Source organism: Pseudomonas putida, from assembly GCF_028682395.1.
Taxonomy (GTDB): domain Bacteria; phylum Pseudomonadota; class Gammaproteobacteria; order Pseudomonadales; family Pseudomonadaceae; genus Aquipseudomonas; species Aquipseudomonas putida_AB.
Genome location: NZ_JANHLC010000002.1, coordinates 491,548 through 515,583, shown reverse-complemented (window position 1 = coordinate 515,583; position 24,036 = coordinate 491,548). Strand labels below are relative to the sequence as shown.

Here is a 24,036-nt window from a genome sequence, read left to right as displayed (position 1 = left end):
CTGCGCCACCTCAATGTTTGTAAAGGGACACTGCAATGAGTAGCGAGCACATGGTGAGCATCCTGAAGGAGTGTGGCGCCAGAATGGGGATTGTCGACTGGGCGTTCAATGAGCATGGCCTGTGTCATTTCATGGTGGACGATAGTCGATTGTTTTCGCTGTACCACGATACAAACGAGGGCACTGTGGTGCTGGTGGGTCAGTTGCTGAGTGAGCTGCCCGAGCAGGTTGGTGGGCCGTGGCTGGAGCGGTTGCTGAGTATGGCGCTCAATCCCATGACGGGGGCGGGACCGGGAGTGGGGTGGGACCCTGAACTTGCCCTGGTTGGCTATCACACGCTCAATGCCTCGCGGTTGTGCGTTGAGACCTTCGAGGTCGCGTTGGCAGATTTTATTGACTGGATCAATGCGCTCTCGCAGCAACTGGATGCCCTTGAAGTTTCACACGGCATACCTCGCGCACGTGAAGGGCAAGTGTTGATATGAAAAAATTCAGGAGCGTCTCCAGCCTTAGACAAACCAGTGCCTATACCAGGGAGGTCATTCAGGCGGCTGGATTGTTGAAGGTGGGGCGTCGAACCTATGAAGTCAGGCCAGCCCTGCAGCAGGTTGTGCCAAAACTTGGCGGGAGTGCCTGTGACAAGTTGATGATGGGTCTTGAGCGACTGTTTGGCGCCAGCGAGAAAACCGAAGTTGCCTGTTTGACGCAATTGCTCTTCGACACCTCCTGTGCACGCAATCTGCGTTTGCGTGCTCCCTCTTCGGTGGAGCAGGGCAGGATTGTCTTCAAGGACACCAGCCTGCACAGCGCTGAACAGGTACTGGGTCGGTTGATGCTGTGCAGTGATGCGCAGTTGGCATTGTCTGCCGAAGGTGAGGTCAAGTTGCTGTTTGAGCGTGCGATCTGTGAGGTGCTGCTCAAGTGCTCTGCGGGTCGCATCCTGCAAGCCTTGGTGCAGGAGAAGGCCGCGTATGTACTGCTCAGGAAACAGTTGCCGTCGGTCAGTTTGGAGCGGTTGCGCGAAGAGGGCGGGATCCAGGATGCCCTGGCGCAACTGGAAGCGATCCTGCGAGCTGAGCTCGGCCAACTCAACGCGGTTCGTGCGCATCAGGCACGACTGCTCAAATGCGACCTGGGGGCGGCCCGGTTTGTTGCCGTGCTTGAAGAGGGGGACTTCAATCCCGAGGGGCTTACGGGCGATGTCGAGCGTGCTGCGCTTTGGGTCTTGAGTTCATCGCGTTTTCATTGTGAAACCCGCTCGCCAGACGAGCAGCGTGATCAATGTCGGCAGTTGTTGGCTGAATACGCCGCAAACGGCCAGTCGTTGATCGATCCGGCGGTGCTTCGGCATTTGCTGAGCCGTTTGTTGCCTGGCTTGAAAAAGGGCTTTCGCGCTCCTGTCTTCAGTGAGGGGCGGCGTTTGTCCAGTGTGATCGGCGATGCGATGTTGGAGCGGCATCTGGGCCTGCTGGATGAGCGGCATGAGTTTCTGGGCAAGCAGTTATTCGCTGCGGTGATGGCTTATCAGGGCGAGGAGCAGATGGCACGTCTGTTATATGCCATTGAAGAGCTGCGCCAGGCTCGGTTCAGGCCGCTGGCAAGGTCTGTTGAAAGGGCCCTACATGGCCTGCCGTGGCCTGTTTAAAGGGTGTTTGGGAGCGATCCGGTTGTTGGTGGGGCGATGTTGCCAAGATCATTTATTTGGGGAAACGGCTTTGGGTCCCTGTCCAAAAGTTATCGATAGATCTTCAAGTAAAGGGTTGAATGTATGCTAGTTACCGGAAGTGCAGAGTCGATCTCGGTCAGTGCTACTGACGAAACGACTCAAAGCGAGGCCGATCAGTCGATTCGCAAGCAGCTCCAAAGTGTTGTAGAGCAAAAGTATGTGCTGGTTTTCAGCGGTTTTTCAGGGGCGGGTTACAAGGATGAGGCAGGTGTCGCAGCCTTGATGACCTCGATTATCAAGTCCCATGTGCTGGAGTATGGCGCACACAATGTCGTCGTCGTGGCTGGTGCAACTCCTGAGGGTATAGGCAAGGTCTACGAGTTTGCTCGGGAGCAGCAGGTGCAGACTCTGGGCATTGTCTCCAATCAGGCCCAGCCGTCGGACACTTCTGAGCATTGTCAGACGTCGGTTTTTGTCGACGACCCCGAGGGCAACTGGAAGGTACTGTCCTCTGAGGGTAAATCCTACATAGTCTCGGTCGCTCAAATGGGTCTAAGCGGTCAGATTGTCTTTATTGGGGGCGGAGAAGTGGCGGCTTCGGAGTTGAATGAAGCGCTAGAATTGAAGATTCCCATGCAAATCCATTCCCATTACGAGCCCAAGACGAGTAGCGGCCGGCCCGACCTGCGGCAATGGTGCAATAATAATTCAGATTTGCTGGAACAGGAGGGTGTTGTTCATCACGGGTAATTGAGCCGGTATCCGTTGACCGGCTGGTATCAGCCGGTCAACGCAGGGGTGCCGTCACCACAGATGGCGATAGCCCAGGCTTATGGCCCAGGGTTGTTCGATACCCTTGCCTTTGGCGTACTCGGCATCCAACGTAACCCACTGCCGCTCGCTGACTCCCAACGCCGCTCCCACCGCGACTTCGCCGCGCTCTCCCAGGCGTTCTGACTTGAGATTGAGTCCGTTGACCTTCACTTCACTGTGCCCGGCGTGTTCGTTGACCCAATCGCCCTTTAGGTAGGGCTGTAGCGTCTGTCCGGTACGCGTTGTCAGGGTGGTGCCCAGCATAAGCCCAATCCGGCTTTGCAGTGAGTCCAGAGCGTCGGCCTGAACCTGCAAGCCGTTGGAGGCCGTGTAGCGGGCACGTTCCTGGCGTACGGAGGCGAGCTGCAGGCTGGGTTCGACAAACAGCTTGGAAAGCTCGAAGCGTTTTCCCACGTCGATCGCCAGGCCGTAGGCATTACTTGCAAAAGCCGCGGTAATTTTGTCACCCAGATTATCGGGGCTGTGCAGGTCGTTGTCGTATCGGCTGTAACGAGCCAGGGCATCGACATACAAACCGTCGGTATGCAGGAAACTGGCATAGAGCCCAAGGGTTTTGTTGTTGATCGTGCCGTTGGAGCCCTCGCCAAAGCCCTGGCGGGAATCACTTAGGCCGACCAGGCCACCAAGCAAAAGTTGCCCGGAGGCGAGACCGACGGACCGGTCCGCCCCGATCTGGGTGCCGCGAATGGTCTGTTCGAAGGGCCGGCTACTACCGGTGTCGTGTGCGAGGCGGCGATCGACCGCACGTAGCCAGAGGCCGCTCTGGTCGTGGTTGCTGCTGCGCAGGTCAGCAAAGCGCTGGCGCAATGGTGTGGATTCACTGCTCCACAAGGCCGCCCTGGCGGTCTGTGATGCGACGGCGGCATTGGTGCCCTTGCTCAGGCGCGTCGGCTCGAGTGCTCTTGGGTCGTTTGCCAGTACCCAGTTGGGGCCGGCTTGCTGCAAGGTGTAGCGCAAGGCGCCGACATCGACATGCCCACCCTGCAAGGAAAATCCTCCGGTGCCGCCATTGCCCTCTACGAGTGTGATCTGAGCGTCGGTCTGGGTCGGCTCATGGCCGGAGTCGCGGACATGCAGACGATGCTGGCCGTGGGTCTGCCCCTCGATAATCAAGCGATCGGCCTGTTGATTGGCGATGCTGCTGTTCAGATGAAAGTGGCCGTTGCCATTCAGGTCACCGGCGACTCTGAGTGTTTTAAAGCCCGGCGTGGTGGCGAAGGCCAGCGTTCCCGAATGGTCGAGCCCGGAAACCTTCGAACTGGCGCGCAGTTGCCAGTGGCTGCTGGTGTCGATCAGCATCCGCTCGCGGCTCTGGACAGCAGCGTCGAGAGCCGAGCCGGCGCGCAGTTCGACTGCGACCGTACTGTTGGCGTCGGCCTGGATATCGCCGTGGGCTCGCGTGTTGTTCAGTTGCAGCCGGACATGGCTGCCTGCACCGCTATTGTTCTCGGCCGCACCCACGAGCATGCCGCTGCCGGAAAGTGCCAGGCTGTTATTCAGGGTTACTTCCAGGTCGCTGCCGGAGGCGAGTATGACCTCACTGCGTGCGGCCTCGAGCCGGGCACTATCGATGATCGCGTTGCTGGCCTTCAATGGATCGTTGTGGCTGGCCTGGATAACGGCGGCCTGGTCGCCACGGGTTTGCAGGCTGCCACCCAGCATCCTGAAGCTGGCGCCGCGCACAAGATTCAGGCCATTGGCCTGGTCTGCGTGGGTACTGATGTGCGAATGCGCGATCTTGAGCGTCGATTGGCTACCTTGAGCGCCGAGGGCGTGTGCGAGGCCGCCGTGCGTGGTGACTGTGGAGTGGCTCAGGTCGATGTCGCCACCGGCCAGTACGATGGCTCCGTAGCTATCGCTCCCGTGTGTTGTGACCTGCATGTTGTGGGCGAACAGGCCGGGCTGGGAACTGATGGCGAGCAGCCCGTGGGCGTTGCGTCCGGTGGTGTCGATCTGGCTGTGGCGGATGTTGGTCAGGCCGCGATTTTCCAGGGCATTGGCATTGTCGCCTTCGGTGAGGATTCGGGTGGCGCTGACATCGAGTGTCGAGCCAGGGCTCATCACCTGCATGCTCCGCTGTCGCTCTCCTTGGGTGTGGTAGCTGCCACCGACGATGGTGACATCGGCGTTGGTGTTGCTGTCGATCAGCGCGAGATTGCCATCGGCGCTGCTGACATGGACATCGTTGAGCACGGCCGAGGCGCGGGAGCCTGGCGACCCAATCACGTAGAGCAGATGACCATGATCAAGGCTGACGTTGGCGCCGTTGACCAACAGGTTCGAGTCCTGAACGCGCAAGGTTCGGCCATTGCCGGTGGCGGTCAGGTTGTCCATAACGACCTGCGAGTCGCTCTGGAGCTGGACAGCAATTGAGTCGTGCGCACTGATATGGATACTGGCATTTCGCACTGTTGCATTGGACTCACTGGCAAAGAGCCCGGCGCTGGCGGTGCCATGGACCTGGATCCGCGTGTTGTCGCTGGTCAGCGTGGAGTTCAGTAGCGAGATACCGAAGCTGCTGGTGCCGTGTCCGGTCAGCTCGGCATTGTCAACGCGCATCTGTACCTGGTTCCTGGACTGGATCGCGGTCGAGTGCTTGCCGAGCGTCGTGACCTGGGTGCCATCGATGTTCGCGATTGTGCCCGATCCTGTTGAGTAGAGGCCCGGGGAGGCGGTTCCGTGGGTGGTGACCTGACCTCCGTTGAGGCTCACGCGGCCTTCGAGGGCGACGTTAACCCCTTGCGACTGGTCACCGTGGGTGGTGATGGTCGCACTGTCGAAATTGAGGGTGCCTTTGTGCTGCGCAAGTATTGCGTTGGCGTTGTCATCGTGGGTACTGATCTGGGTACCGGGCTGGATGTCCACGACACTGCCGTCGCCTTGTACCGTAATAGCGGATTTACCCGGCCGATTGCCCGTGATAGTGCCGGAAATAGATTCCGTAGTGCCATTATCAATATGTATATAAGAAGCGGTAATGGCATGGGTGTCACTGGCTGGAATTACAAGTAGGATTATAAGTAACGAGCTTCCCGGAAACGAGTAGGAGATTGTTCTTTTCATAAGTGATCCTTTGTGATTGCAGTACTATGGCTCGAGTGTGCCCAGGACGCCGGGAGTTAAAGTCTTGAGTTATTTATGTCGCGGGGTAGTGGCTTGCTGGGCGCTGAGTAGCCCCAAGGTTAAATGGAGATTTTCATCGCTTTCCAGCCCGGGCAGGGCGCTGGCTGGGCCTGTCAGAGCTGGTTCTGGAGCTGGGTTCAGCTGACGAATTAATATGCCGGTTAAAAGCGCGATTTATATGCAGTTAGTCGCGTGCGTACTTGGCTGCTGGGTGTTGTTTATTATGATTTGTATTAAGTGCGGCGGGTGTCGGCTGTTATAGCTTGGAAGTTGAGAAACTTCTGATAGTGAGGCGAGTTATTTTGCTCGAGTGCGCACCGATGCGCTCGCGAGTCGAATGGCGAGGGCAGAGGGGCAGAGGGGCAGAGGCGGACAGGGGGAGAGCTCAGTCCAGCATTATTGGGGTTAGAACCGGTTGGCCAGCAAAGAACGCCGACAGGTTCTCACCCACCAGGCGTACGCTGTCTTCCAGCGCCTCGGGGGACAGGCCCGCGACATGGGGCGTTAGGACCACATTGTCGAGGATCTTGAGCGAATCAGGCACACGGGGTTCATCTTCGAAGACGTCGAGGGCTGCGCCAGCGATCAGCCGGTGTTGCAGGGCCTCGATCAGATCGGTGGTCACGATCACGCTGCCGCGGGCGACATTAACCAGAAATCCTGAAGGCCCCAGCGCCGCGAGCACCGCCTGGTCGACCAGCCCCCGAGTGCCGCTGCCGCCGGGAGTGGCGATCACCAGGAAGTCAGAGCAATGCGCCAGCGCCTGGGCGGTGGCGCAGTAGGCATAAAGCGCGTCTTCACGCGGACGGCGATTGTGATAACTCACCGTCATATCGAAACCGAGGGCCGCGCGTTTGGCGATGGCCAGCCCGACGGCACCCAGGCCGAGAATACCCAGGCGTTTGCCGGCCAGGGACGGGCACAGGCGCTTGCGCCACTCGCCGCGCCGGACCGAGGCGTCCGCCTGGGGAATATCGCGAACCAGGGCCAGCAACAGTGCCAGGCTATGGTCGGCCACCGAAGAGGCATTGACGCCGGCGCCATTGGTGACGGTTATGCCCCGAGCGTGCGCGGCGTGAAGGTCGACCTGTTCATAGCCGGCACCGATCACGCAAATAATGCGCAGGCGCGGGAGTGCGGCGATTTCCTCGGCGCGCAGTCCCAGCGGGCCACGGGTCAGCACAGCGTCGATGTGCGGGCCTTCACGCTGAATGGCCGCCGCGCGTTCAAGGGGCGTGGTGGCCAGAATCAACTGATAACCCAGGTTCTCGAGGATCGGCAGGTAGTCGTGAAGGGTTTCTACCAGCACCAGCACGGTTTTGTTCATAGAGCACGCCACTCGTGATATCCGGACGGGAGGTGTCAGGCCAGAGCCGCTTGGGCGTTGGCGGGTGCGCCGAAGCGTCCCCGATAATCGCTGGGCGACAGGCCGGTGATTTTCCTGAACGTCGAACGAAAGGATCCAGGGTCCTGATACCCCACGCTCCAGGCGATCTGGTCGACGCTGCGCTGGGTGAATTCCAGCAGGGCGCGGGCCTTGCCGATGCGCAAGTGCTGACAGTAGCGGGTGGGCGTGAGGCCGGTGGCGGCGCGAAACCGGCGTAGGAACGTGCGCTCTTCCAGAGCCGCCTGTCGGGCCATGGCAGCCATATTGACATCGACGGCACCACTGGCCTGGAGCCAGTGCTGGACCTTGAGAATGGCTTCGTCGCCATGATTGAGAATGGGCGCGAAATTACCCGCGCATTCGCGCCGGTCGTTGTGTTCAATCACCAGAAAACGCGCGGTCTCGCTGGCGATGCTGGGGCCGAGCAAACGTTCGACCAGGCGCAGGCCCAATTCGGCCCAGGCCATCAGCCCGGCGCTGGTGAGGATGTCGCCATCGTCGATCATTGGCTGCTCGGCCGCGACCTTCAGCCGTGGATAGCGCTCGGCCAGTACCTGCGCATGGTTCCAGTGGGTGGTCACGGTCCGGCCATCGAGCAGCCCGGTTTCCGCCAGGAGAAAGACCCCCAGGCAGACCGAGGCGAGGGCGGCGCCTTCGCGGTGTCGTTCATGTAGCCAGAGGGTCAATGGGTGCAGAGTCGCTGCGGGCGGCAGGTCGAACAGGGAAGGGGGGATGAGCACGGCTGCCGGGTGCCCGGCGGATTGTGGCAGGCTGTCGAAGACTCGCTGCGGTGCCGCCTCGTCCAAGGCTTGCCAGTGGCTGATCCGCAATTGTGGTAGCTGGGCCGTGGGTTGCTGGGCGGCGAAGCGGTTGGCGACCGTGAGCAGGTCGGTCAGCCCATGCACGGCGGCCATTTGGGCGCCGGGATAGAGCAGTAGGCCGATCTCGGCGACGGCGTGGCGGGCGTCCATTGTCAGTTTTCCCCTCGATTATGTCGGTCCGGCCAATGCCCAGTGGACGGCGCGGGCCCGATACTGCGCTCAAGGTCATACAGTAACCGAACCCGGTCCCCTACGAGGAGCTTCAGATGTCCAGCAGAGCACTTATTGTCGTTGATATTCAGAATGACTATTTCCCCGGCGGCAAATGGCCGCTGAGCGGGGTCGAGGCGGCCGCCGACAATGCCGCGCAAGTGCTTGCCGCAGCGCGTGCGGCAGGCGATCTGGTGGTGCATGTGCGCCATGAGTTTCCTAGCGCCGATGCGCCGTTTTTTGTTCCCGGTAGCGAAGGCGCGCAGATTCACCCCAAAGTCCGGGCCCAGGGCGAAGAGCCGGTGGTGCTCAAGCATCAGATCAATGCCTTTCGCGATACCGAACTGGCCGGGCTGCTGACGGAGCACGGGATCAAGGAGTTGGTGGTGGTGGGCAATATGAGCCATATCTGCATCGATGGCGTAACCCGGGCTGCCGCGGACTTTGGCTATCAGGTTACGGTGGTTCACGATGCTTGCGCCGCCTGCGATCAGACATTCAACGGCCTGACCATTCCGGCGGCGCATGTGCACGGGGCCTTTATGGCCGCGCTGGCTTTCGGCTATGCCAGTGTGGTCTCGACGCGCGAGCTTCTGGCCTGATGCCAGGCCAGCGCCCGGCTATCAGTGAGCCTCACCGGCCTTGATGCCTGCCGGCAGCGCCTTGGTCAGCAGCACCGCCAGCATACTGATGCCCAGGGCAATGCCGACAAAGTGGAACGCGTCGTTGTAGGCCATGATCGAGGCCTGCTCATGGGCAATCTGGTTAAGCTTGCCCAGCGCCGCGGTTTCATTGCCGAGTTTCTCGGTGAACAGGGCCAATCGCTCGGCGACTTGCGGGTTGCTGGGCACGATGGCTTCGCGCAGGTAGTCGAAATAGGTCTTGGTCCGTGCGTCGAGCAGGGTTGCCAGGAGCGCAATACCGATGGCCCCGCCGAGGTTGCGCAAGATATTGAACAGGCTGGAGGCGGACCCGGCGTCCTGAGGCAGGATATACGCCGTGGCGATCAGGGAAATGGTGACCATGATCAGCGGCTGACCGAGGGCGCGGATGATCTGGATCTGATTGAACTGCGGTCCGGCGAAATCCGGGTTGAGCACCCCCGAAGAAAAACTCGCCAGGCCGAAGAGGCCGAAGCCCAGGGTGCAGAGGACCTTGGGCGAAATGTATTTCATCAGCTTGGGGACCAGCGGAATCAGGAACAGCTGGGGCACGCCCATCCACATGATGACTTCACCGATCTGCAGCGAGTTATAGTTCTGGATCTGTGCCAGGTACAGCGGCAACAAGTAGATCGACCCGTACAACCCCACGCCCATCCCCAGGCTGGCAATACTCGACAGGCCAAAGTTGCGGTTGCGCAGGATGCGCAGGTTGATCAGCGGATTGGGCCTGGAGAACTGTACGATCACAAAGGTGATCAGGCTGCACAGGGCAATGCTGCCGAGGCTGACAATCAGCGTCGACTCCAGCCAGTCCTTGCGATGACCTTCTTCGAGAAAGACCTGCAGGCAGCCAAGCCCGATCCCCAGGCTGACAATCCCGGCATAGTCGGTGTTCTTGAGCAACTCCCAGTGCGCGGCTTTTTTCTCCAGGCCATAGAGCAGTCCGCCGATCATCAGCAGGCCGGGCGGGATATTGATATAGAAGATGTATTCCCAGCCCCAGTTTTCGGTCAGCCAGCCGCCCAGGGTCGGGCCAATGGAAGGTGCGAACGTGGCGGTCATGGCAAACATCGCCATGCCTTTGGCGCGGTGGTGCTCGGGCAGCTTGATCAGAGTCAGGGTGAAGGCCAGGGGAATCAGCGCCCCACCGGTAAAGCCCTGCAAGGCGCGAAACACGATCATGCTTTCCAGGCTCCAGGCCATGGAACACAGCAGCGAGGCAAACAGGAAGCCGAGGGACACCCAGACGGCCAGCCGGCGTGCGGAGAGCAACTGCACCAGCCAGGCCGTCAGGGGGATCATGATGATCTCGGCGACCAGATAGGAGGTGGAGATCCACGAACCTTCCTCCAGGGTCGCCGACAGTGCGCCCTGGATATCCTTGAGCGAGGAGTTGGTGATCTGGATGTCGAGCACGGCCATAAAAGCGCCGAGCATCACACTCATCACCGCAATCCAGTCGCGCCGGGTCGGTTCGCCGACTGGGCGGATCAGTTGATCACCGGCCATTGTCAGTGGTGTTCGGGTTCTGGATATTCACTTTGACGGTGACCGACATCCCCGGGCGAATGCGCCCGTGCAGCGGGTTATCGGCAGCGAAGGTCAGTTTCACCGGGATGCGTTGCACCACCTTGGTGAAGTTGCCGGTGGCATTGTCTGGCGGCAGCAGGCTGAACTGTGCCCCCGAAGCGGCGAACAGGCTGTCGACCCGGGCTTCGATCGGAGTGTCGGGATAGGCATCGAAGATCAGCGTGGCTTTTTGCCCAGGCTGCATGTGGCCGATCTGGGTTTCCTTGAAGTTGGCCTGGATCCAGATGTCCTGGTCCGGAACGATCGACAGCAGGTAGGCGCCGGCCTGGACGTACTGGCCGTTACGGGCCGAACGCTGGCCGACCAGCCCGCTGATCGGCGCATGGATTTCGCTACGGGTCAGGTTGAGCTCGGCTTGGGCCAGGTCGGTGCGGGCATTGGCGATCTGTGCGTCGAGGCGCTTGATTTCGGCATTCAGGGCATTGACCTGCTGGCGCTGGCCTTGCAGGTCCGCCTGGGCCTTGGCGACCTGAGAGCGGGCGATATGGTTGTCGGCCGAGAGCGTGGTGACCCGCTCCTCGGAGACATAGCCGGGCTTGCGCAGGGTCTGGGCGCGGGACAGGTCGATCTGCGAGCGCCCCAGGCTGGCCTGGCTAGAGGCAACCTGGGCTTCGCCGGCAGCGATCAGGCTGGCCTGTTGGGTCAGTTTGCTCGTGGCTTGCAAGCGTTCTGCCTCGCGGGTGGCGAGGGTGGCGTTGGCCCGGTCGACGGCGAGGCGGAAATCCTCGCTGTCGAGGCGCACCAGCAACTGGTCTTTTTCCACATGCTGGTTGTCGGCGACCAGGACCTCGTCGATGCGGGCCGCCAGCTGGCTGGACACGCGGGTGATTTCACCCTGGACATAGGCGTTGTCGGTGCTTTCGTAGAAGCGTCCCTTGAAGAACCATTCGGCAAAAAAGCCTAGGGCGGTCAGCAGGACGACCAGCAGGAAAATAAACAGGCGACGCTTGAGTTGAGCAGGCATGGGCAGGCTGTATTTAGAAATGTAAGTAAATTTTACAGGATTTATCGCGGAAAAATCCGCGCCCGGCGCAATGCTGGGCAAATGCCATTAATGGAAAAAGGCCCGTTCCAGAGGGCTCTGGTCTTTGCTGGTACCAATCTTGGCTTATATGCCCTCTACCTGCGGTCGTGCGCTGGAGCCGCAGTGGCCGGGCCTGTTACCATTCGCCCTTTGTTTGAACTCCACTTCGGGACTTCCCATGACCACCGTTCGTACTCGCATCGCGCCATCGCCTACCGGCGATCCCCATGTTGGCACCGCCTATATCGCCTTGTTCAACTACTGCTTCGCCAAGCAGCATGGCGGTGAGTTCATTCTGCGAATCGAAGACACCGACCAGTTGCGCTCGACCCGCGAGTCCGAACAGCAGATTTTCGATGCCTTGCGCTGGCTGGGCATTACCTGGAGCGAAGGTCCGGATGTGGGCGGCCCTCATGGCCCGTACCGGCAGAGCGAGCGGGGCGCGATTTACCAGCAGTACGCTCAGCAGTTGATCGACCTAGGCCATGCCTTCCCCTGCTTCTGCACGGCCGAAGAGCTGGACCAGATGCGTGCCGAGCAGATGGCCCGTGGTGAAACCCCACGCTATGACGGTCGTGCGCTGCTGCTGTCGGCCGAGGAAGTGCAACGTCGCCTGGCGGCGGGCGAACCCCACGTGATCCGCATGAAAGTGCCGAGCGAAGGCGTTTGCGTGGTGCCAGATATGCTGCGTGGCGATGTCGAGATCCCTTGGGATCGCATGGACATGCAGGTGCTGATGAAGACCGACGGCTTGCCGACCTATTTCCTGGCCAACGTCGTCGACGACCACCTGATGGGCATCACCCACGTGCTGCGTGGCGAGGAATGGCTGCCATCGGCGCCCAAACTGATTCTTCTCTACGAGTACTTCGGCTGGGAGCAACCGCAACTGTGCTACATGCCGCTGCTGCGTAACCCGGACAAGAGCAAGCTGTCCAAACGCAAGAACCCGACCTCGGTCACGTTCTACGAGCGCATGGGCTTTATGCCAGAGGCCATGCTCAACTACTTGGGGCGCATGGGCTGGTCGATGCCGGACGAGCGCGAGAAGTTTTCGCTGCAGGAAATGGTCGACAACTTCGACCTGTCGCGGGTTTCCCTCGGCGGGCCGATTTTCGATATCGAGAAACTGTCCTGGCTCAATGGCCAATGGTTGCGTGATTTGCCCGTGGAAGAGTTCGCCAGCCGGATCCAGACCTGGGCGTTGAATCCTGAGTACCTGATGAAGATCGCGCCGCTGGTGCAGGGCCGCGTAGAGACCTTCAGCCAGGTCGCGCCCCTGGCCAATTTCTTCTTTGCTGGCGGCCTGCAACTGGACGCCAAGTTGTTCGAGCACAAGAAGCTGTCTGGCGACCAGGTGCGCCAGTTGATGCAACTGATCCTCTGGAAGCTGGAAAGCTTGCGCCAGTGGGAGAAGGACAGCATTACCGGGACCATTCAGGCGGTTGTCGATTCCCTGGAGTTGAAGCTGCGTGATGCCATGCCGCTGATGTTTGCCGCGATCACCGGGCAGGCCAGCTCGGTGTCGGTGCTCGATGCGATGGAAATCCTTGGGCCGGACCTGACCCGCTTCCGTCTGCGCCAGGCATTGGACCTGTTGGGTGGTGTGTCGAAGAAAGAAAACAAGGAGTGGGAGAAGCTGCTCGGCGCTATTGGCTGATACTTGCCCACGCCGGGCGCGGAGTGAGCGTCCGGCGTGGGTAACGTGTTGTAGGTGCTGTTGCAGGGCGCCAGGGCCTCTGTCGGCCCGTGGTGACTCCCGTGCGGAGTGAATCTGCCCCAGGTTTTACGGGGGGAGAGCGGTAAGTGATTGTTATGTCGGCAAAAAATTTTCAAATTTGTTGAAAATAAATTTGACAGCTTCCCGATACGCCCTTAAGATTCGCCCCGTCCTCACCGATGAGGGGCTATAGCTCAGCTGGGAGAGCGCTTGCATGGCATGCAAGAGGTCGACGGTTCGATCCCGTCTAGCTCCACCAAATTGTACAGTTCAAGGTCTGGCCACACCGGCCTTGAATCGATCAGACTCAGCCTGATCACGTTGTATAGAAGGGTTTGCGTCCCCTTCGTCTAGTGGCCTAGGACACCGCCCTTTCACGGCGGTAACAGGGGTTCGAGTCCCCTAGGGGACGCCAGTTTTACAGAAGCTTCATCGTCTGATGTCGCTCCGCCGCGAGGCGATAAATCTGGGGCTATAGCTCAGCTGGGAGAGCGCTTGCATGGCATGCAAGAGGTCGACGGTTCGATCCCGTCTAGCTCCACCAATTTACAGTTCAAGGTAGGCCACACTTGCCTTGAATCGATCAGACTCAGCCTGATCACTGTTAGAAGGGTTTGTGTCCCCTTCGTCTAGTGGCCTAGGACACCGCCCTTTCACGGCGGTAACAGGGGTTCGAGTCCCCTAGGGGACGCCACGTTTACCCGCTCTGCGGGATTTTTAAGGGTCATTCAATTATTGAATGACCCTTTTGTTTTTCTGGCGTTCGCCAAATTCTTTTCCGTCTTCCTTATTCCCTTTCTCGCGTTTGTCATTCCTTGCAGAAAAGCCTTGCGGATAAATATTACATGGATAATATTCTGTTCATAATATTTGGAGGCCGCGATGAACGACAAGAAAGCTCAAACCCGCGAACGGATTTTGCAGGCCGCCAGTGCTGCATTGGTTCAGCGCGGATCGGCCGAGCCCAGCGTCAGTGAGGTGATGGGGGCGGCGGGTCTTACGGTTGGCGGCTTCTACGCGCATTTCGACAGCAAGGACTCGCTGATGCTGGAGGCCTTTTGCCAATTGCTCAGCCAGCGCCGCGACCTCATCGCGCAAGTGGATGAGGATCTTACCGGTGAGGAGCGACGCTCGCTGATTGCGGCGTTCTATCTGTCGCGCAAACACCGTGACTCTCCCGAGCATGCTTGCCCGCTGCCGGCGGTCGTGGGGGAGTTGGGGCGCCTGCCCGAGGGGTTTCGCCAGGCATTGAGTGAGCATATTGAATTGATGGTCGCGCAATTGGCGGCGGGGCCCGAGGACACCGACAAGGTGCTGGCGGACCTGGCATTGATGGTGGGTGGGCTGGCGCTGGCGCGTGCGCTGGGGCCGGGTGATTTGTCTGATCGGATGTTGCGTGCTGCCAAGTCGGCAGTGGTCTGAAGCGGGTTCTAGTCGGGGTGCAAGCGATGAAGTCGTTAAGCTGGATTCGGGGTATCAATGCAACGTTGGGGCGCCTGGCACCGGCGATGGCGGCCAGCCAGATGCGTATGGTCTTTTTGACGCCGCGCACGCGTGCGCCGCGCGACTGGGAGCTGCCGTTGCTGGCGAGTGGTGAACGGATCACTCTGCGCTTCGGTCTTTCGGCCTTGCGCTGGGGGCAAGGGCCGACGGTTCTGCTGATGCACGGTTGGGAGGGGCGGCCAACCCAGTTCGCCAGCCTGATCGAGGCGCTGGTGGCCAGCGGTCATAGCGTGGTGTCGCTGGAAGGGCCGGCCCATGGCCGTTCTCCCGGTCGGCAGGCGAATGTGATGTCGTTTGCCCGGGCGCTGCTCGAAGCGTCGGCCGAGTTGCCGCCCTTGAAGGCCGTAATCGGTCATTCCATGGGGGGTGCCAGCGCGATGCTGGCGGTCCAGTTGGGGCTGCGTGCGCAGCATCTGGTGTGCATCTGCGCGCCGGCCAGGGTGTTGGGCGTCCTGCGGGGTTTTGCCAAGGTGGTGGGTTTGCCTCCCAGGGCGCGTTCGGCGTTTGTCCGGCAGATTGAAGAGGGCGTCGGAATGAGCGCGGAATATCTGGATGTGGCGCACTACCGGCTGGATATGCCAGGGCTGATCGTGCACGCCGAGGACGACACCTTCGTGCCGGTCGATGAGGCCAGCAAGATCCATCAGGCCTGGCCTGGCAGTCGTCTACTGGTGCTGGAACAGGGCGGGCACCAGCGGGTCCTGGCCGACCCGCTGGTGGTGGCCGGGGTATTGGCATTGCTCGCCGATCAGGCCTCGGCCCAGCGCCAAACCGCTTGATGCTTGGGGTACACTGCTCCCCGTCGTTCTTACCGGACTGGGAGTAGTGCATGGCTTGGGCTTGGGATCGGGCATCGCCCTTTATCATTGATCTGCAGGTGGGGGCCGAGGATATTGACGGTCTCGGCCACGCCAATAATGCGGTGTATGTGAGCTGGCTTGAGCGCTGCGGCTGGCGGCACTCCCAGCGCCTGGGGCTGGACCTGGTCGAGTATCGGCGCCTGGATCGGGCCATGGCCGTGATTCGTCACGAGATCGATTACCTGAGCAGCGCCTATGAGGGCGACGAATTGCAGTTGGCAACCTGGATTGTCGACTGGGATCGGCGTTTGAAGATGACCCGCCATTTTCAGTTGGTGCGCCCGGCAGATGGAACCACTCTGTTGCGGGCCCAGACCACCTTTGTCTGTATCGAGTTGTCCAGTGGCAAGCCCAAGCGCATGCCGGTCGAGTTTGTCGACGGCTATGGTGTTGCGGTCATGCCGGCGTGATACGTACCGATCCGGTGCGTAACCCAGTAGACTGCCGCAGGTTTTTTTTCCGAGATTGATTCATGCAAATTGCTTTGGCGCCCATGGAGGGGTTGGTCGACAACATCCTGCGTGACGTGCTGACCCGTGTTGGCGGCATCGATTGGTGCGTGACCGAATTTATCCGGGTCAATGATCGCTTGTTGACCCCTGCCTACTTCCACAAGCTCGCGCCCGAGCTGCTGACCGATGCCCGTACGGCGGCAGGTGTGCCACTGCGTGTGCAGTTGCTGGGCTCTGATCCGGTCTGCCTGGCTGAGAATGCCGCGCTGGCGTGCGAGCTGGGTTCGCAGGTGATCGACCTCAACTTTGGCTGCCCGGCCAAGACCGTCAACAAATCCCGTGGGGGTGCGGTGTTGCTCAAGGAGCCTGAGTTGCTCCATGCCATCGTTGCCCAGGTGCGACGCTCGGTGCCGGCGCATATTCCGGTGACGGCCAAGATGCGCCTGGGCTTTGATAGCCCGGATGGTGCGCTTGTGTGTGGTACGGCGCTGGCCGAGGGTGGGGCGCAGCAGATCGTCGTGCATGCGCGGACCAAGGCGGACGGCTACAAGCCTCCCGCCCATTGGGAGTGGGTGGCGCGCGTGCAGGAAGTGGTCAAGGTCCCGGTGTTCGCCAATGGCGATATCTGGTCGGTGGATGATTGGCGTCGTTGCCGCGAAATCAGTGGTGCCGAAGACATCATGCTGGGGCGGGGGCTGGTATCGCGACCCGATCTGGCTCGCCAGATCGCTGCTGCACGAGCAGGAGAGGAGGTGGTCGCCATGAGCTGGGCCGACCTGCAACCCATGCTCCGCGAATTCTGGGCCCAGGCAGAAAGCCAACTGACACCACGTTCGGCCCCAGGCCGATTGAAGCAGTGGCTGGCTATGCTGACACGTAATTACCCGCAAGCCATGACGCTGTTCAATGCCATGCGGCGGGAAACCGATTGCGCGGCGGTCGGGCGTCTGGTCAATGCCGATTGGGTTGAGGCGGCCTGAAAAAAATCTGCGAAAAGTCTCTTGAAAAGTGTTTGTCGGTCCCTATCTAGGGAGTACGCGATGCCGAACTCGGGTCGCGGAGACAAACACTCGCTGACTATCAGGAGACTGATCATGACCAATGCATTTTCCATGGCGCCACTGTTTCGTTCTTCCGTGGGTTTCGATCGCTTTAATGACTTGTTCGAAACTGCAATGCGTAATGAGCCAGGCAGCAGCTATCCGCCCTACAACGTTGAAAAGCATGCTGATGATCAATATCGCATCGTGGTTGCAGCCGCAGGCTTGCGCGAGGAAGACCTGGAGTTGCAAGTCGAGAACGGTGTATTGACCATTAGCGGTGGCAAACGTGAAGCCTCTCCCGAGAGCGTCACCTATCTGCACCAGGGCATTGCCCAACGGGCATTCAAGCTGTCGTTCCGCCTGGCTGACCATATCGAGGTCAAGTCGGCCGGCCTGCGCAATGGTCTGTTGAACATCGACCTGCTACGGGTTGTGCCTGAAGAGGCCAAGGCCAAACGTATCCCGATCAATGGGGTACAACAGGCCGCTTTGCAGAACTGATCGTTAAGTTCTGCAAGGAGAGTGATCTTGGCAGGCTGTGTGGAAACGCGGCCTGCCAAAGCCAAAAATCCCCCTTATCGAGAGATGCGGGGGATTTTTTTTACCGTCCAGGGCAGCCGAGCCCCTTACTCCAGCAGCTTCTTGAACTCGGCAATCGGTACTGGCCGGCTGTACAAATAGCCCTGGTAAAGATGGCAACCCAACCCTTCGAGAAACTCCAGTTGTTCGGGCAGTTCGACGCCTTCGGCGATCACCGCCAGCCCCAGGCTGCGTGCCATGGCGACAATCGCCCGGATGATCTCCGCATCGTTCGGATCGAAGGTTGCATCGCGGACAAAAGACTGGTCGATCTTCAACGCATCTACTGGCAAGCGCTTGAGGTAGGTCAGCGAGGAATAGCCGGTGCCGAAGTCATCCATGGCAAAACCGACCCCGAGTTTCTTCAGGCGACGCATTTTGCTGATGGTGTCTTCCAGGTTCTGGATCACGATCCCTTCGGTGATTTCCAGTTTTAGCAAGGTGCTGGGGACGCAGTAAGTGTGCAGGCTGCGCTCGACCCGTTCGACAAAGTCGCTCTGGCGGAACTGGCGCGGGCTGATGTTGACGCACAGGCTGAACAGTTTGGCGTCGATCAGGCCTTCCTGCAGCAGCTCGCCAAAGGTGCGGCAGGCTTCGTCGAGAATCCAGGTGCCCACCTCGATAATCAGGCCGCTGTCTTCCAATACCTTGATAAATTCCGCCGGCGATTGCACGCCCAGCTCCGGGTGCGTCCAGCGCACCAGCGCTTCGGCGCCGACGATACGGTTGTCCCGTGCATCGATTTGTGGCTGGAAGTGCAGGGCAAATTCGCCTCTGGCCAGCGCCTGGCGCAGGTCGTTTTCCATGCGCAGACGCTTGCTGGCCGCCTTTTGCATGGTGCTGTGAAACATCTGGGTGACATTGCGCCCCGAATCCTTGGCCCGGTACAGGGCGATATCGGCGCGCTTGAGCAGGTCGGCCGGGGTGCTGCCATGGTCGGGAATCAGGGCCACGCCGATGCTCGGGGTGACTTGCAGGCGCTGGCCATCAAGAAACATCGGCTCGGCCAGCAGTTCGCGCAGGGTATCGGCCAACTCGCGGACCTGTTGGGTGACTTCGGCGCGCGAGCCTTCGAGACCGCTGAGCAGCACTACGAATTCGTCACCGCCCAGGCGCGCCACGGTGTCTTCGATGCGTACGCTGGCCTCCAGGCGTGCCGTGATGATCTTCAGGACGGTGTCGCCCACCGGATGGCCGAGCGAGTCATTGATGTGCTTGAAGTGATCAAGGTCCAGAAACAGCAGGGCACCGCGCAGGTTGTGACGCTTGAGCAGGGAGATCTGCTGGCTGAGGCGGTCCATCAGCAGCGCGCGGTTGGGCAGGTTGGTCAATGGGTCGTGGTAGGCCAGGTGGCGAATCTGGGCCTGGGCATTTTTCAGCAGGCTGACATCCCGGGCGGTCAGTAGCAGGCATGCGGTTTCATTGAGGGTGATGGGCTCGACCGAGACTTCCACGGTCAGGGTGTCGCCGCGCTTGTTGCGCCCGATCATCTCCCGGTGCGTGACTCGGCCACGCTCGCGCAACTCGCCCAGCAGGGCGGTGCGCTGGGACTCGTCGGCCCACACGCCCAGCTCGTAGACGGTGCGTCCGACCACCTCGGCGGCGTGATAGCCGGTCAGTCGGCAAAAGCCGTCGTTGACCTCCAGATAGCGTCCCGAATCGCGCTCGCTGATGGTGATGGCGTCGGGGCTGGAGTGAAAGGCCTTGGCGAATTTTTCCTCGCTGGCCTTCAGAGCGGCTTCGGCGCGCTGTTGCTGGGTGATGTCGCGCAGCGTGGTGACGATGCACGGCTGGTTCTCGACGACGATCTGCCGGCTGGAAATCACACAGGTCAGTGCTTGGCCGTTCTTGTGGTGGACAATCACCGCGACGTTGTTCAATGCCTGATTGCGGATGACTTCCTGGATACGCAGCAGGCGGTTGGCCGTGTCGCCCCAGAAGCCGATCTCGTCGGCACGTCGATCACGGATCTCGTCGGCCAGCCAACCAAAGGTCTGGCTGAAGCTGGGGTTGATCTCGATAAACTGCCCGTTTTTCTGCAAGGTCACGCAGATCGGGTCCGGGCTGGCCTGGAACAGGCTGGCGAATTTTTCTTCGGAGGCGGTGAGGCGCTGTTCGCGTTCGACCTGCTCGGTGATGTCGAGCAGGGTTCCGGCCATGCGCAAGGGGTGGCCATCGGCATCACGATACAGGCGGGCGCGGCTTTCCAGATAGCGTGAGGCGCCGCTTTCCAGCTGCACCCGGTAGGTCATCTGGTAGTTGCCCGCCGGGCCTTCGCGCAAGCTGCGATAAGCCTGGCGCATGCTGTCGCGTTCCTCGTCGGGAACACCTTCGAAGAAGGCATCGAAGGGCTCGTGAAACGCCTGGGGCTCCAGGCCATGCAATTGCGCCGCCCGGGCCGAGCCGTAGAGCATGCCGCTGGGAATGTGCCAGTCCCAGGTGCCCAGTTGGGCCGAATCCAGCGCCAGGTCGAGGCGCTCCTGGCTGTCCTTGAGGGCCTGTTCGGCATTTTTGCGCTCGCTGGTGTCAAGAAAGGTGCTCAACAGGTAGGCCTGGCCCTCCAGTTCGACCCGCTGGGCGCTGAGAATCCCATCCAGGATCCGCCCGTCACTGGCACGGAACCGCACCTCCTGGCTGATCGGTTCGCCCCGGCGCTGGGTCGCGCGGATCAGTTTCTGGCGTTCCTCGGGGTCGACCCACAGGCCGATCTCGACGGTCGTGCGGCCCATCACGTCCTGTAGCGGCCAGCCGAACAGGCTTTCGAAATACTGGTTGGCCTCGCTGATCAGTCCATCTTCCTGGCGCGTGAGCAGGACCATGTTCGGGCTCAGATGGAAGAGGGTGGCGAAGCGCTTTTCCGAGCTGCTCAATGCGTGTTCGCGCAAGCGCTGGTGGGTCGTTTCGCGAATAACACCGATCATGCGCGGCTTGCCGCTTTTATCCGGGACCAGGCTGCCGTTGATTTCCAGCCAGTGCAGGCTGCCGTCCGGCCAGAGAATGCGGTGATGCATGGCTTGTTCCAGCGGCTCGCCATTGAGTACTGCGTGAAAGGCGCGCAGGGTGCGCTGACGATCTTCCGGGGCTAGAAGGTCGAGGTAGTCCAGGTTCTGGGGCAGGGGGTGGCGCGGATCGAAACCGAACAGCGCTTGGGTGCCGCGGGACCAACTGACCTGGCCGCTCTCTATATCCCAGCTCCAGGCGCCCAGGCGAGCGCCATTGAGTGCCGCGAGGAGTTGCGGGGCGCTTTCCCAGCTTTTTTCCGACTCGCCCGGATCGAGGGCGTGAATGCGCGGCAGCGGGGGGTGGCGGTCAGCGGGCTTGGGCATGGGCAACAGTCCTGGATGGGCTGGATGGAACGTTTACCGCACGTAAAGCTTTTTGGCTATATCTGCCTTGGTTCTTTATAGCGAAGAGAGGCTGCTATCGATCTGTCCATCGAGCAGGGCCATGAACGCTCTGGCGGCATTCGACAGCGTCCGCTCGGTGTGCAGGATATAGCCTAGCTGGCGAGTCAGCTGTATGCCCGGCAAAGGAAGTCTCGCTACCTGCTCGTCGAGCATGGTGCGCGGCAACACGCTCCAGGCCAGGCCGATGGACACCATCATCTTGATGGTTTCCAGATAGTTAGTGCTCATGGCGATGTTCGGCGTCAGGTGCTGGGCTTCGAACAGGCGCTGAACAATATGGTGGGTAAAGGTGTTGCCGCCCGGAAAAACCGCTGGATGGTGGGCAATATCGCTGAGGTTGACCGGACCCTGTGTCGCCAGGGCGTGTTCGGGGGCGACCACAAAGTCCAGCGGGTCGTCCCAGACCGCCACGGCGCGTACCAGGGCGTGAGGCTCTGGCGCCAGGGTAATGACGGCCAGTTCTGCACGTCCGTGGAGGATTTCCTCGTAGGCAACCTCCGAGTCGAGAAACTGGATATCCAGCGCCACCTGCGGATAACGCCGGGTAAAGGCGCGCAGCAGGGGGGGCAGGCGATGCAGGCCGATATGATGGCTGGTGGCCAGAGTCAGGCGCCCACTGACTTCGCCAGTCAGGTTGGTCAGCGCCCGGCGGGTGTCATCCAGCACATTGAGGATCTGGTAGGCGCGTGGCAGCAGCGCGCGGCCGGCTTCGGTCAGGCCGACTTCGCGGCCCAGGCGATCGAACAGGCGCACCTTGAGCTGTTGTTCGAGCCCGGCGATCTGCTTGCTGATCGCCGGCTGGGTCAGGTGCAGGCGCTCCCCGGCGCCGGAAAAACTGCCGGTTTCGGCAATGGCGATAAAGGCGTTGAGATTGGCCAGGTCCATGTCTTTCGGATTCCTGTTGGTTATCCAAAGTATAAAAAATATGAATTTGAGTTATTGACTCTAACCCCATAGCATCGACCTCACAAGCCACAGGGTTATTGAGAACATGCCTCAATAAGCCACGGCATAGAAACAAGCTGATGAGGAACCGTCTGATGGCCGGCAAAACGCTCTACGACAAGCTCTGGGATTCGCATTTGGTCAAGCAGCGCGACGATGGCTCGGCGCTGATCTATATCGATCGTCACATTATCCACGAAGTGACCTCGCCCCAGGCCTTTGAGGGCTTGCGACTGGCCGGGCGCAAGCCTTGGCGCATCGATGCCAATATCGCCACCCCGGACCATAACGTGCCGACCACGCCGGAGCGCAAGGGCGGTATCGAAGCCATTGCCGACCAGGTGTCGCGCTTGCAGGTACAGACCCTCGACGACAACTGCGACGAGTACGGCATCACCGAGTTCAAGATGAATGACGTGCGCCAGGGCATCGTCCACGTGATCGGCCCGGAGCAGGGGGCCACCTTGCCGGGCATGACGGTGGTCTGCGGTGACTCCCATACCTCGACCCACGGCGCCTTTGGTGCGTTGGCCCACGGTATCGGTACTTCCGAGGTCGAGCATGTGCTCGCGACCCAGTGCCTGGTCGCCAAGAAAATGAAGAATATGCGGGTGTCCGTCGAAGGCGTATTGCCGTTTGGCGTGACCGCCAAGGACATCGTCCTGGCCGTGATTGGCAAGATCGGTACCGCCGGTGGCAACGGCCACGCCATCGAGTTCGCCGGTAGCGCGATCCGCGCGTTGTCGGTCGAAGGCCGCATGACCATCTGCAACATGTCCATCGAAGCCGGTGCGCGGGTCGGCCTGGTGGCCGCCGACGAGAAAACCGTCGAGTACGTCAAGGGCCGGCCGTTCTCGCCCAAGGGCGCCGAATGGGATCTGGCGGTCGAGGCCTGGAAGGACCTGGTCTCCGATGCCGATGCCCAGTTTGACACCGTGGTCGAACTCGATGCCGCTCAGATCAAGCCACAGGTCAGCTGGGGCACTTCGCCGGAAATGGTCTTGGCCGTCGATCAGAACGTGCCGGATCCTGCCCGGGAAATGGACCTGGTCAAGCGTGACTCCATTGTGCGGGCCTTGAAGTACATGGGCTTGAGTGCGAACCAGGCGATTACTGATATCCAGCTGGACCGGGTGTTTATTGGTTCGTGCACCAACTCGCGTATCGAAGACCTGCGTGCCGCGGCCGTGATTGCCAAGGGCCGCAAGGTGGCCTCGACCGTCAAGCAGGCGATCGTGGTGCCGGGCTCTGGCCTGGTCAAGGCCCAGGCCGAGTCCGAAGGCCTGGACAAGATTTTCCTCGAAGCCGGTTTCGAGTGGCGTGAACCAGGTTGCTCGATGTGCCTGGCGATGAACCCGGACCGTTTGGAGTCCGGCGAGCATTGCGCGTCGACCTCCAATCGCAACTTCGAAGGTCGCCAGGGCGCCGGTGGGCGTACCCACCTGGTCAGCCCGGCCATGGCCGCCGCTGCCGCGGTGACCGGTCGTTTCGTCGACGTCCGTGAATTGATCTAAGGAGCGCAGCATGAAAGCTTTTACCCAGCACACTGGTCTTGTCGCGCCACTGGATCGTGCCAACGTCGATACCGACCAGATCATTCCCAAGCAATTTCTCAAGTCGATCAAGCGCACCGGCTTTGGCCCGAACCTGTTCGACGAGTGGCGCTACCTCGACGTGGGCCAGCCGTATCAGGACAACTCCAAGCGGCCGTTGAACAAGGACTTCGTGCTCAATGCCGAGCGCTACCAGGGCGCCAGTGTCTTGCTCGCCCGGGAAAACTTCGGGTGTGGCTCGAGCCGTGAGCACGCGCCTTGGGCGCTGGAGGAGTACGGTTTTCGCAGCATCATCGCGCCGAGCTACGCCGATATTTTCTTCAACAACAGTTTCAAGAACGGCTTGCTGCCGATCATCCTCAGTGATGCCGAAGTCGATGAGTTGTTCCAGCAGGTCGAGGCCAACCCTGGCTATCAATTGCAGATCGACCTGGCCGCGCAGACGGTCACGCGTCCGGATGGCAAGGTGTTGAGTTTCGAGATCGATGCGTTTCGCAAACACTGCCTGCTCAACGGTCTGGACGATATCGGCCTGACCCTGCAGGACGGCGATGCCATCGCCGCCTTCGAGGCCAAGCACCGTGCCAGCCAGCCCTGGTTGTTTCGGGATGCCTGATGTTGTTTGATTGCCAGCCGGCACGCTCCTGGGAGCGT

General features: G+C 60.6%; 19 protein-coding genes and 4 tRNA genes. 16 read left to right on the top strand and 7 right to left on the bottom strand.

Going from position 1 to position 24,036, the window contains the following annotated elements:
* Window positions 1–35 precede the first annotated feature (35 nt).
* The 3 genes from NPS46_RS07690 to NPS46_RS07680 all read left to right on the top strand — a co-directional run bounded on the left by NPS46_RS07690 (window position 36) and on the right by NPS46_RS07680 (window position 2,416).
* Complete coding sequence (locus tag NPS46_RS07690) at window positions 36–485, top strand: CesT family type III secretion system chaperone (protein ID WP_274105827.1); 450 nt, start codon at window positions 36–38, stop codon at window positions 483–485.
* On the top strand, window positions 482–1,645 hold the full coding sequence (locus NPS46_RS07685; RefSeq protein ID WP_274105826.1) for a hypothetical protein: 1,164 nt from the start codon (window positions 482–484) through the stop codon (window positions 1,643–1,645). Before NPS46_RS07690 ends, NPS46_RS07685 begins: the two co-directional genes overlap by 4 nt.
* A 123-nt stretch (window positions 1,646–1,768) precedes the next feature.
* On the top strand, window positions 1,769–2,416 hold the full coding sequence (locus tag NPS46_RS07680) for a hypothetical protein (RefSeq protein ID WP_274105825.1): 648 nt from the start codon (window positions 1,769–1,771) through the stop codon (window positions 2,414–2,416).
* Window positions 2,417–2,470: 54 nt separating this feature from the next.
* On the opposite strand, the gene NPS46_RS07675 is transcribed toward NPS46_RS07680, so the two are convergent.
* From NPS46_RS07675 to NPS46_RS07665, 3 genes are all read right to left on the bottom strand, one after another.
* Window positions 2,471–5,365: an autotransporter outer membrane beta-barrel domain-containing protein gene (locus NPS46_RS07675; protein ID WP_274105824.1), complete on the bottom strand. Its 2,895-nt coding sequence runs from the start codon at window positions 5,363–5,365 to the stop codon at window positions 2,471–2,473.
* Between the two features lie 643 nt (window positions 5,366–6,008).
* Window positions 6,009–6,950, bottom strand: a complete 942-nt coding sequence (locus NPS46_RS07670) for a 2-hydroxyacid dehydrogenase (RefSeq protein ID WP_274105823.1) — start codon at window positions 6,948–6,950, stop codon at window positions 6,009–6,011.
* A 35-nt stretch (window positions 6,951–6,985) separates the two neighbouring features.
* Window positions 6,986–7,981, bottom strand: coding sequence for a GlxA family transcriptional regulator (locus tag NPS46_RS07665; protein ID WP_274105822.1), 996 nt, complete (start codon window positions 7,979–7,981; stop codon window positions 6,986–6,988).
* A 116-nt stretch (window positions 7,982–8,097) separates the two neighbouring features.
* Here NPS46_RS07665 and NPS46_RS07660 point away from each other — a divergent pair, with 116 nt between their 5' ends.
* Window positions 8,098–8,643, top strand: a complete 546-nt coding sequence (locus NPS46_RS07660; protein ID WP_274105821.1) for a cysteine hydrolase family protein — start codon at window positions 8,098–8,100, stop codon at window positions 8,641–8,643.
* A 21-nt stretch (window positions 8,644–8,664) separates the two neighbouring features.
* On the opposite strand, the gene NPS46_RS07655 is transcribed toward NPS46_RS07660, so the two are convergent.
* Entirely contained in the window at window positions 8,665–10,155 is a 1,491-nt protein-coding gene (locus NPS46_RS07655; protein ID WP_274106045.1) for an MDR family MFS transporter, read from the bottom strand.
* A gap of 49 nt (window positions 10,156–10,204) precedes the next feature.
* Window positions 10,205–11,260, bottom strand: a complete 1,056-nt coding sequence (locus NPS46_RS07650; protein ID WP_274105820.1) for an HlyD family secretion protein — start codon at window positions 11,258–11,260, stop codon at window positions 10,205–10,207.
* A 238-nt stretch (window positions 11,261–11,498) separates the two neighbouring features.
* On the opposite strand from NPS46_RS07650, the gene gltX reads away from it, so the two are divergent.
* The 10 genes from gltX to NPS46_RS07600 all read left to right on the top strand — a co-directional run bounded on the left by gltX (window position 11,499) and on the right by NPS46_RS07600 (window position 17,399).
* Window positions 11,499–12,980: a glutamate--tRNA ligase gene (gene gltX, locus NPS46_RS07645; RefSeq protein ID WP_274105819.1), complete on the top strand. Its 1,482-nt coding sequence runs from the start codon at window positions 11,499–11,501 to the stop codon at window positions 12,978–12,980.
* 243 nt (window positions 12,981–13,223) lie between these two features.
* Window positions 13,224–13,299: transfer RNA gene (locus tag NPS46_RS07640), tRNA-Ala, on the top strand.
* An 80-nt stretch (window positions 13,300–13,379) separates the two neighbouring features.
* Window positions 13,380–13,455, top strand: a tRNA-Glu gene (locus tag NPS46_RS07635).
* 53 nt (window positions 13,456–13,508) lie between these two features.
* Window positions 13,509–13,584: transfer RNA gene (locus NPS46_RS07630), tRNA-Ala, on the top strand.
* 74 nt (window positions 13,585–13,658) lie between these two features.
* Window positions 13,659–13,734 (top strand) — tRNA-Glu (locus NPS46_RS07625).
* 188 nt (window positions 13,735–13,922) lie between these two features.
* Window positions 13,923–14,462 (top strand): TetR/AcrR family transcriptional regulator, encoded by a 540-nt coding sequence (locus tag NPS46_RS07620; RefSeq protein ID WP_274105818.1) that lies wholly within the window; start codon window positions 13,923–13,925, stop codon window positions 14,460–14,462.
* Window positions 14,463–14,488: 26 nt separating this feature from the next.
* Window positions 14,489–15,322 (top strand): alpha/beta fold hydrolase, encoded by an 834-nt coding sequence (locus NPS46_RS07615; RefSeq protein WP_274105817.1) that lies wholly within the window; start codon window positions 14,489–14,491, stop codon window positions 15,320–15,322.
* A gap of 50 nt (window positions 15,323–15,372) precedes the next feature.
* The gene (locus NPS46_RS07610) at window positions 15,373–15,813 is read left to right on the top strand and encodes an acyl-CoA thioesterase (RefSeq protein ID WP_274105816.1); all 441 of its coding nucleotides are present in this window, start codon (window positions 15,373–15,375) and stop codon (window positions 15,811–15,813) included.
* A 62-nt stretch (window positions 15,814–15,875) separates the two neighbouring features.
* Window positions 15,876–16,835 (top strand): tRNA dihydrouridine synthase, encoded by a 960-nt coding sequence (locus NPS46_RS07605; RefSeq protein ID WP_274105815.1) that lies wholly within the window; start codon window positions 15,876–15,878, stop codon window positions 16,833–16,835.
* A gap of 114 nt (window positions 16,836–16,949) precedes the next feature.
* Window positions 16,950–17,399 carry an Hsp20 family protein gene (locus tag NPS46_RS07600; RefSeq protein WP_274105814.1) on the top strand — a complete coding sequence of 150 codons (450 nt, stop codon included), beginning with the start codon at window positions 16,950–16,952 and terminating at the stop codon, window positions 17,397–17,399.
* Between the two features lie 125 nt (window positions 17,400–17,524).
* On the opposite strand, the gene NPS46_RS07595 is transcribed toward NPS46_RS07600, so the two are convergent.
* Window positions 17,525–20,803: a PAS domain S-box protein gene (locus NPS46_RS07595; RefSeq protein WP_274105813.1), complete on the bottom strand. Its 3,279-nt coding sequence runs from the start codon at window positions 20,801–20,803 to the stop codon at window positions 17,525–17,527.
* Window positions 20,804–20,878: 75 nt separating this feature from the next.
* Window positions 20,879–21,769, bottom strand: a complete 891-nt coding sequence (locus NPS46_RS07590) for a LysR family transcriptional regulator (RefSeq protein ID WP_274105812.1) — start codon at window positions 21,767–21,769, stop codon at window positions 20,879–20,881.
* A gap of 155 nt (window positions 21,770–21,924) precedes the next feature.
* On the opposite strand from NPS46_RS07590, the gene leuC reads away from it, so the two are divergent.
* Both leuC and leuD read left to right on the top strand, forming a co-directional pair.
* Window positions 21,925–23,343: a 3-isopropylmalate dehydratase large subunit gene (gene leuC / locus NPS46_RS07585; protein ID WP_274105811.1), complete on the top strand. Its 1,419-nt coding sequence runs from the start codon at window positions 21,925–21,927 to the stop codon at window positions 23,341–23,343.
* Between the two features lie 10 nt (window positions 23,344–23,353).
* Window positions 23,354–23,998 (top strand): 3-isopropylmalate dehydratase small subunit, encoded by a 645-nt coding sequence (gene leuD / locus NPS46_RS07580; protein WP_274105810.1) that lies wholly within the window; start codon window positions 23,354–23,356, stop codon window positions 23,996–23,998.
* Window positions 23,999–24,036 lie beyond the last annotated feature (38 nt).

Excerpts from the sequence above, each read along its gene's own strand:
- NPS46_RS07690 (WP_274105827.1), top strand. The coding sequence starts at position 36 with ATGAGTAGCGAGCACATGGTGAGCATCCTGAAGGAGTGTGGCGCCAGA.
- NPS46_RS07685 (WP_274105826.1), top strand. The coding sequence starts at position 482 with ATGAAAAAATTCAGGAGCGTCTCCAGCCTTAGACAAACCAGTGCCTAT.
- NPS46_RS07680 (WP_274105825.1), top strand. The coding sequence starts at position 1,769 with ATGCTAGTTACCGGAAGTGCAGAGTCGATCTCGGTCAGTGCTACTGAC.
- NPS46_RS07670 (WP_274105823.1), bottom strand. The coding sequence starts at position 6,950 with ATGAACAAAACCGTGCTGGTGCTGGTAGAAACCCTTCACGACTACCTG.
- NPS46_RS07665 (WP_274105822.1), bottom strand. The coding sequence starts at position 7,981 with ATGGACGCCCGCCACGCCGTCGCCGAGATCGGCCTACTGCTCTATCCC.
- NPS46_RS07660 (WP_274105821.1), top strand. The coding sequence starts at position 8,098 with ATGTCCAGCAGAGCACTTATTGTCGTTGATATTCAGAATGACTATTTC.
- NPS46_RS07650 (WP_274105820.1), bottom strand. The coding sequence starts at position 11,260 with ATGCCTGCTCAACTCAAGCGTCGCCTGTTTATTTTCCTGCTGGTCGTC.
- gltX (WP_274105819.1), top strand. The coding sequence starts at position 11,499 with ATGACCACCGTTCGTACTCGCATCGCGCCATCGCCTACCGGCGATCCC.
- NPS46_RS07620 (WP_274105818.1), top strand. The coding sequence starts at position 13,923 with ATGAACGACAAGAAAGCTCAAACCCGCGAACGGATTTTGCAGGCCGCC.
- NPS46_RS07615 (WP_274105817.1), top strand. The coding sequence starts at position 14,489 with ATGAAGTCGTTAAGCTGGATTCGGGGTATCAATGCAACGTTGGGGCGC.
- NPS46_RS07610 (WP_274105816.1), top strand. The coding sequence starts at position 15,373 with ATGGCTTGGGCTTGGGATCGGGCATCGCCCTTTATCATTGATCTGCAG.
- NPS46_RS07605 (WP_274105815.1), top strand. The coding sequence starts at position 15,876 with ATGCAAATTGCTTTGGCGCCCATGGAGGGGTTGGTCGACAACATCCTG.
- NPS46_RS07600 (WP_274105814.1), top strand. The coding sequence starts at position 16,950 with ATGACCAATGCATTTTCCATGGCGCCACTGTTTCGTTCTTCCGTGGGT.
- NPS46_RS07595 (WP_274105813.1), bottom strand. The coding sequence starts at position 20,803 with ATGCCCAAGCCCGCTGACCGCCACCCCCCGCTGCCGCGCATTCACGCC.
- NPS46_RS07590 (WP_274105812.1), bottom strand. The coding sequence starts at position 21,769 with ATGGACCTGGCCAATCTCAACGCCTTTATCGCCATTGCCGAAACCGGC.
- leuC (WP_274105811.1), top strand. The coding sequence starts at position 21,925 with ATGGCCGGCAAAACGCTCTACGACAAGCTCTGGGATTCGCATTTGGTC.
- leuD (WP_274105810.1), top strand. The coding sequence starts at position 23,354 with ATGAAAGCTTTTACCCAGCACACTGGTCTTGTCGCGCCACTGGATCGT.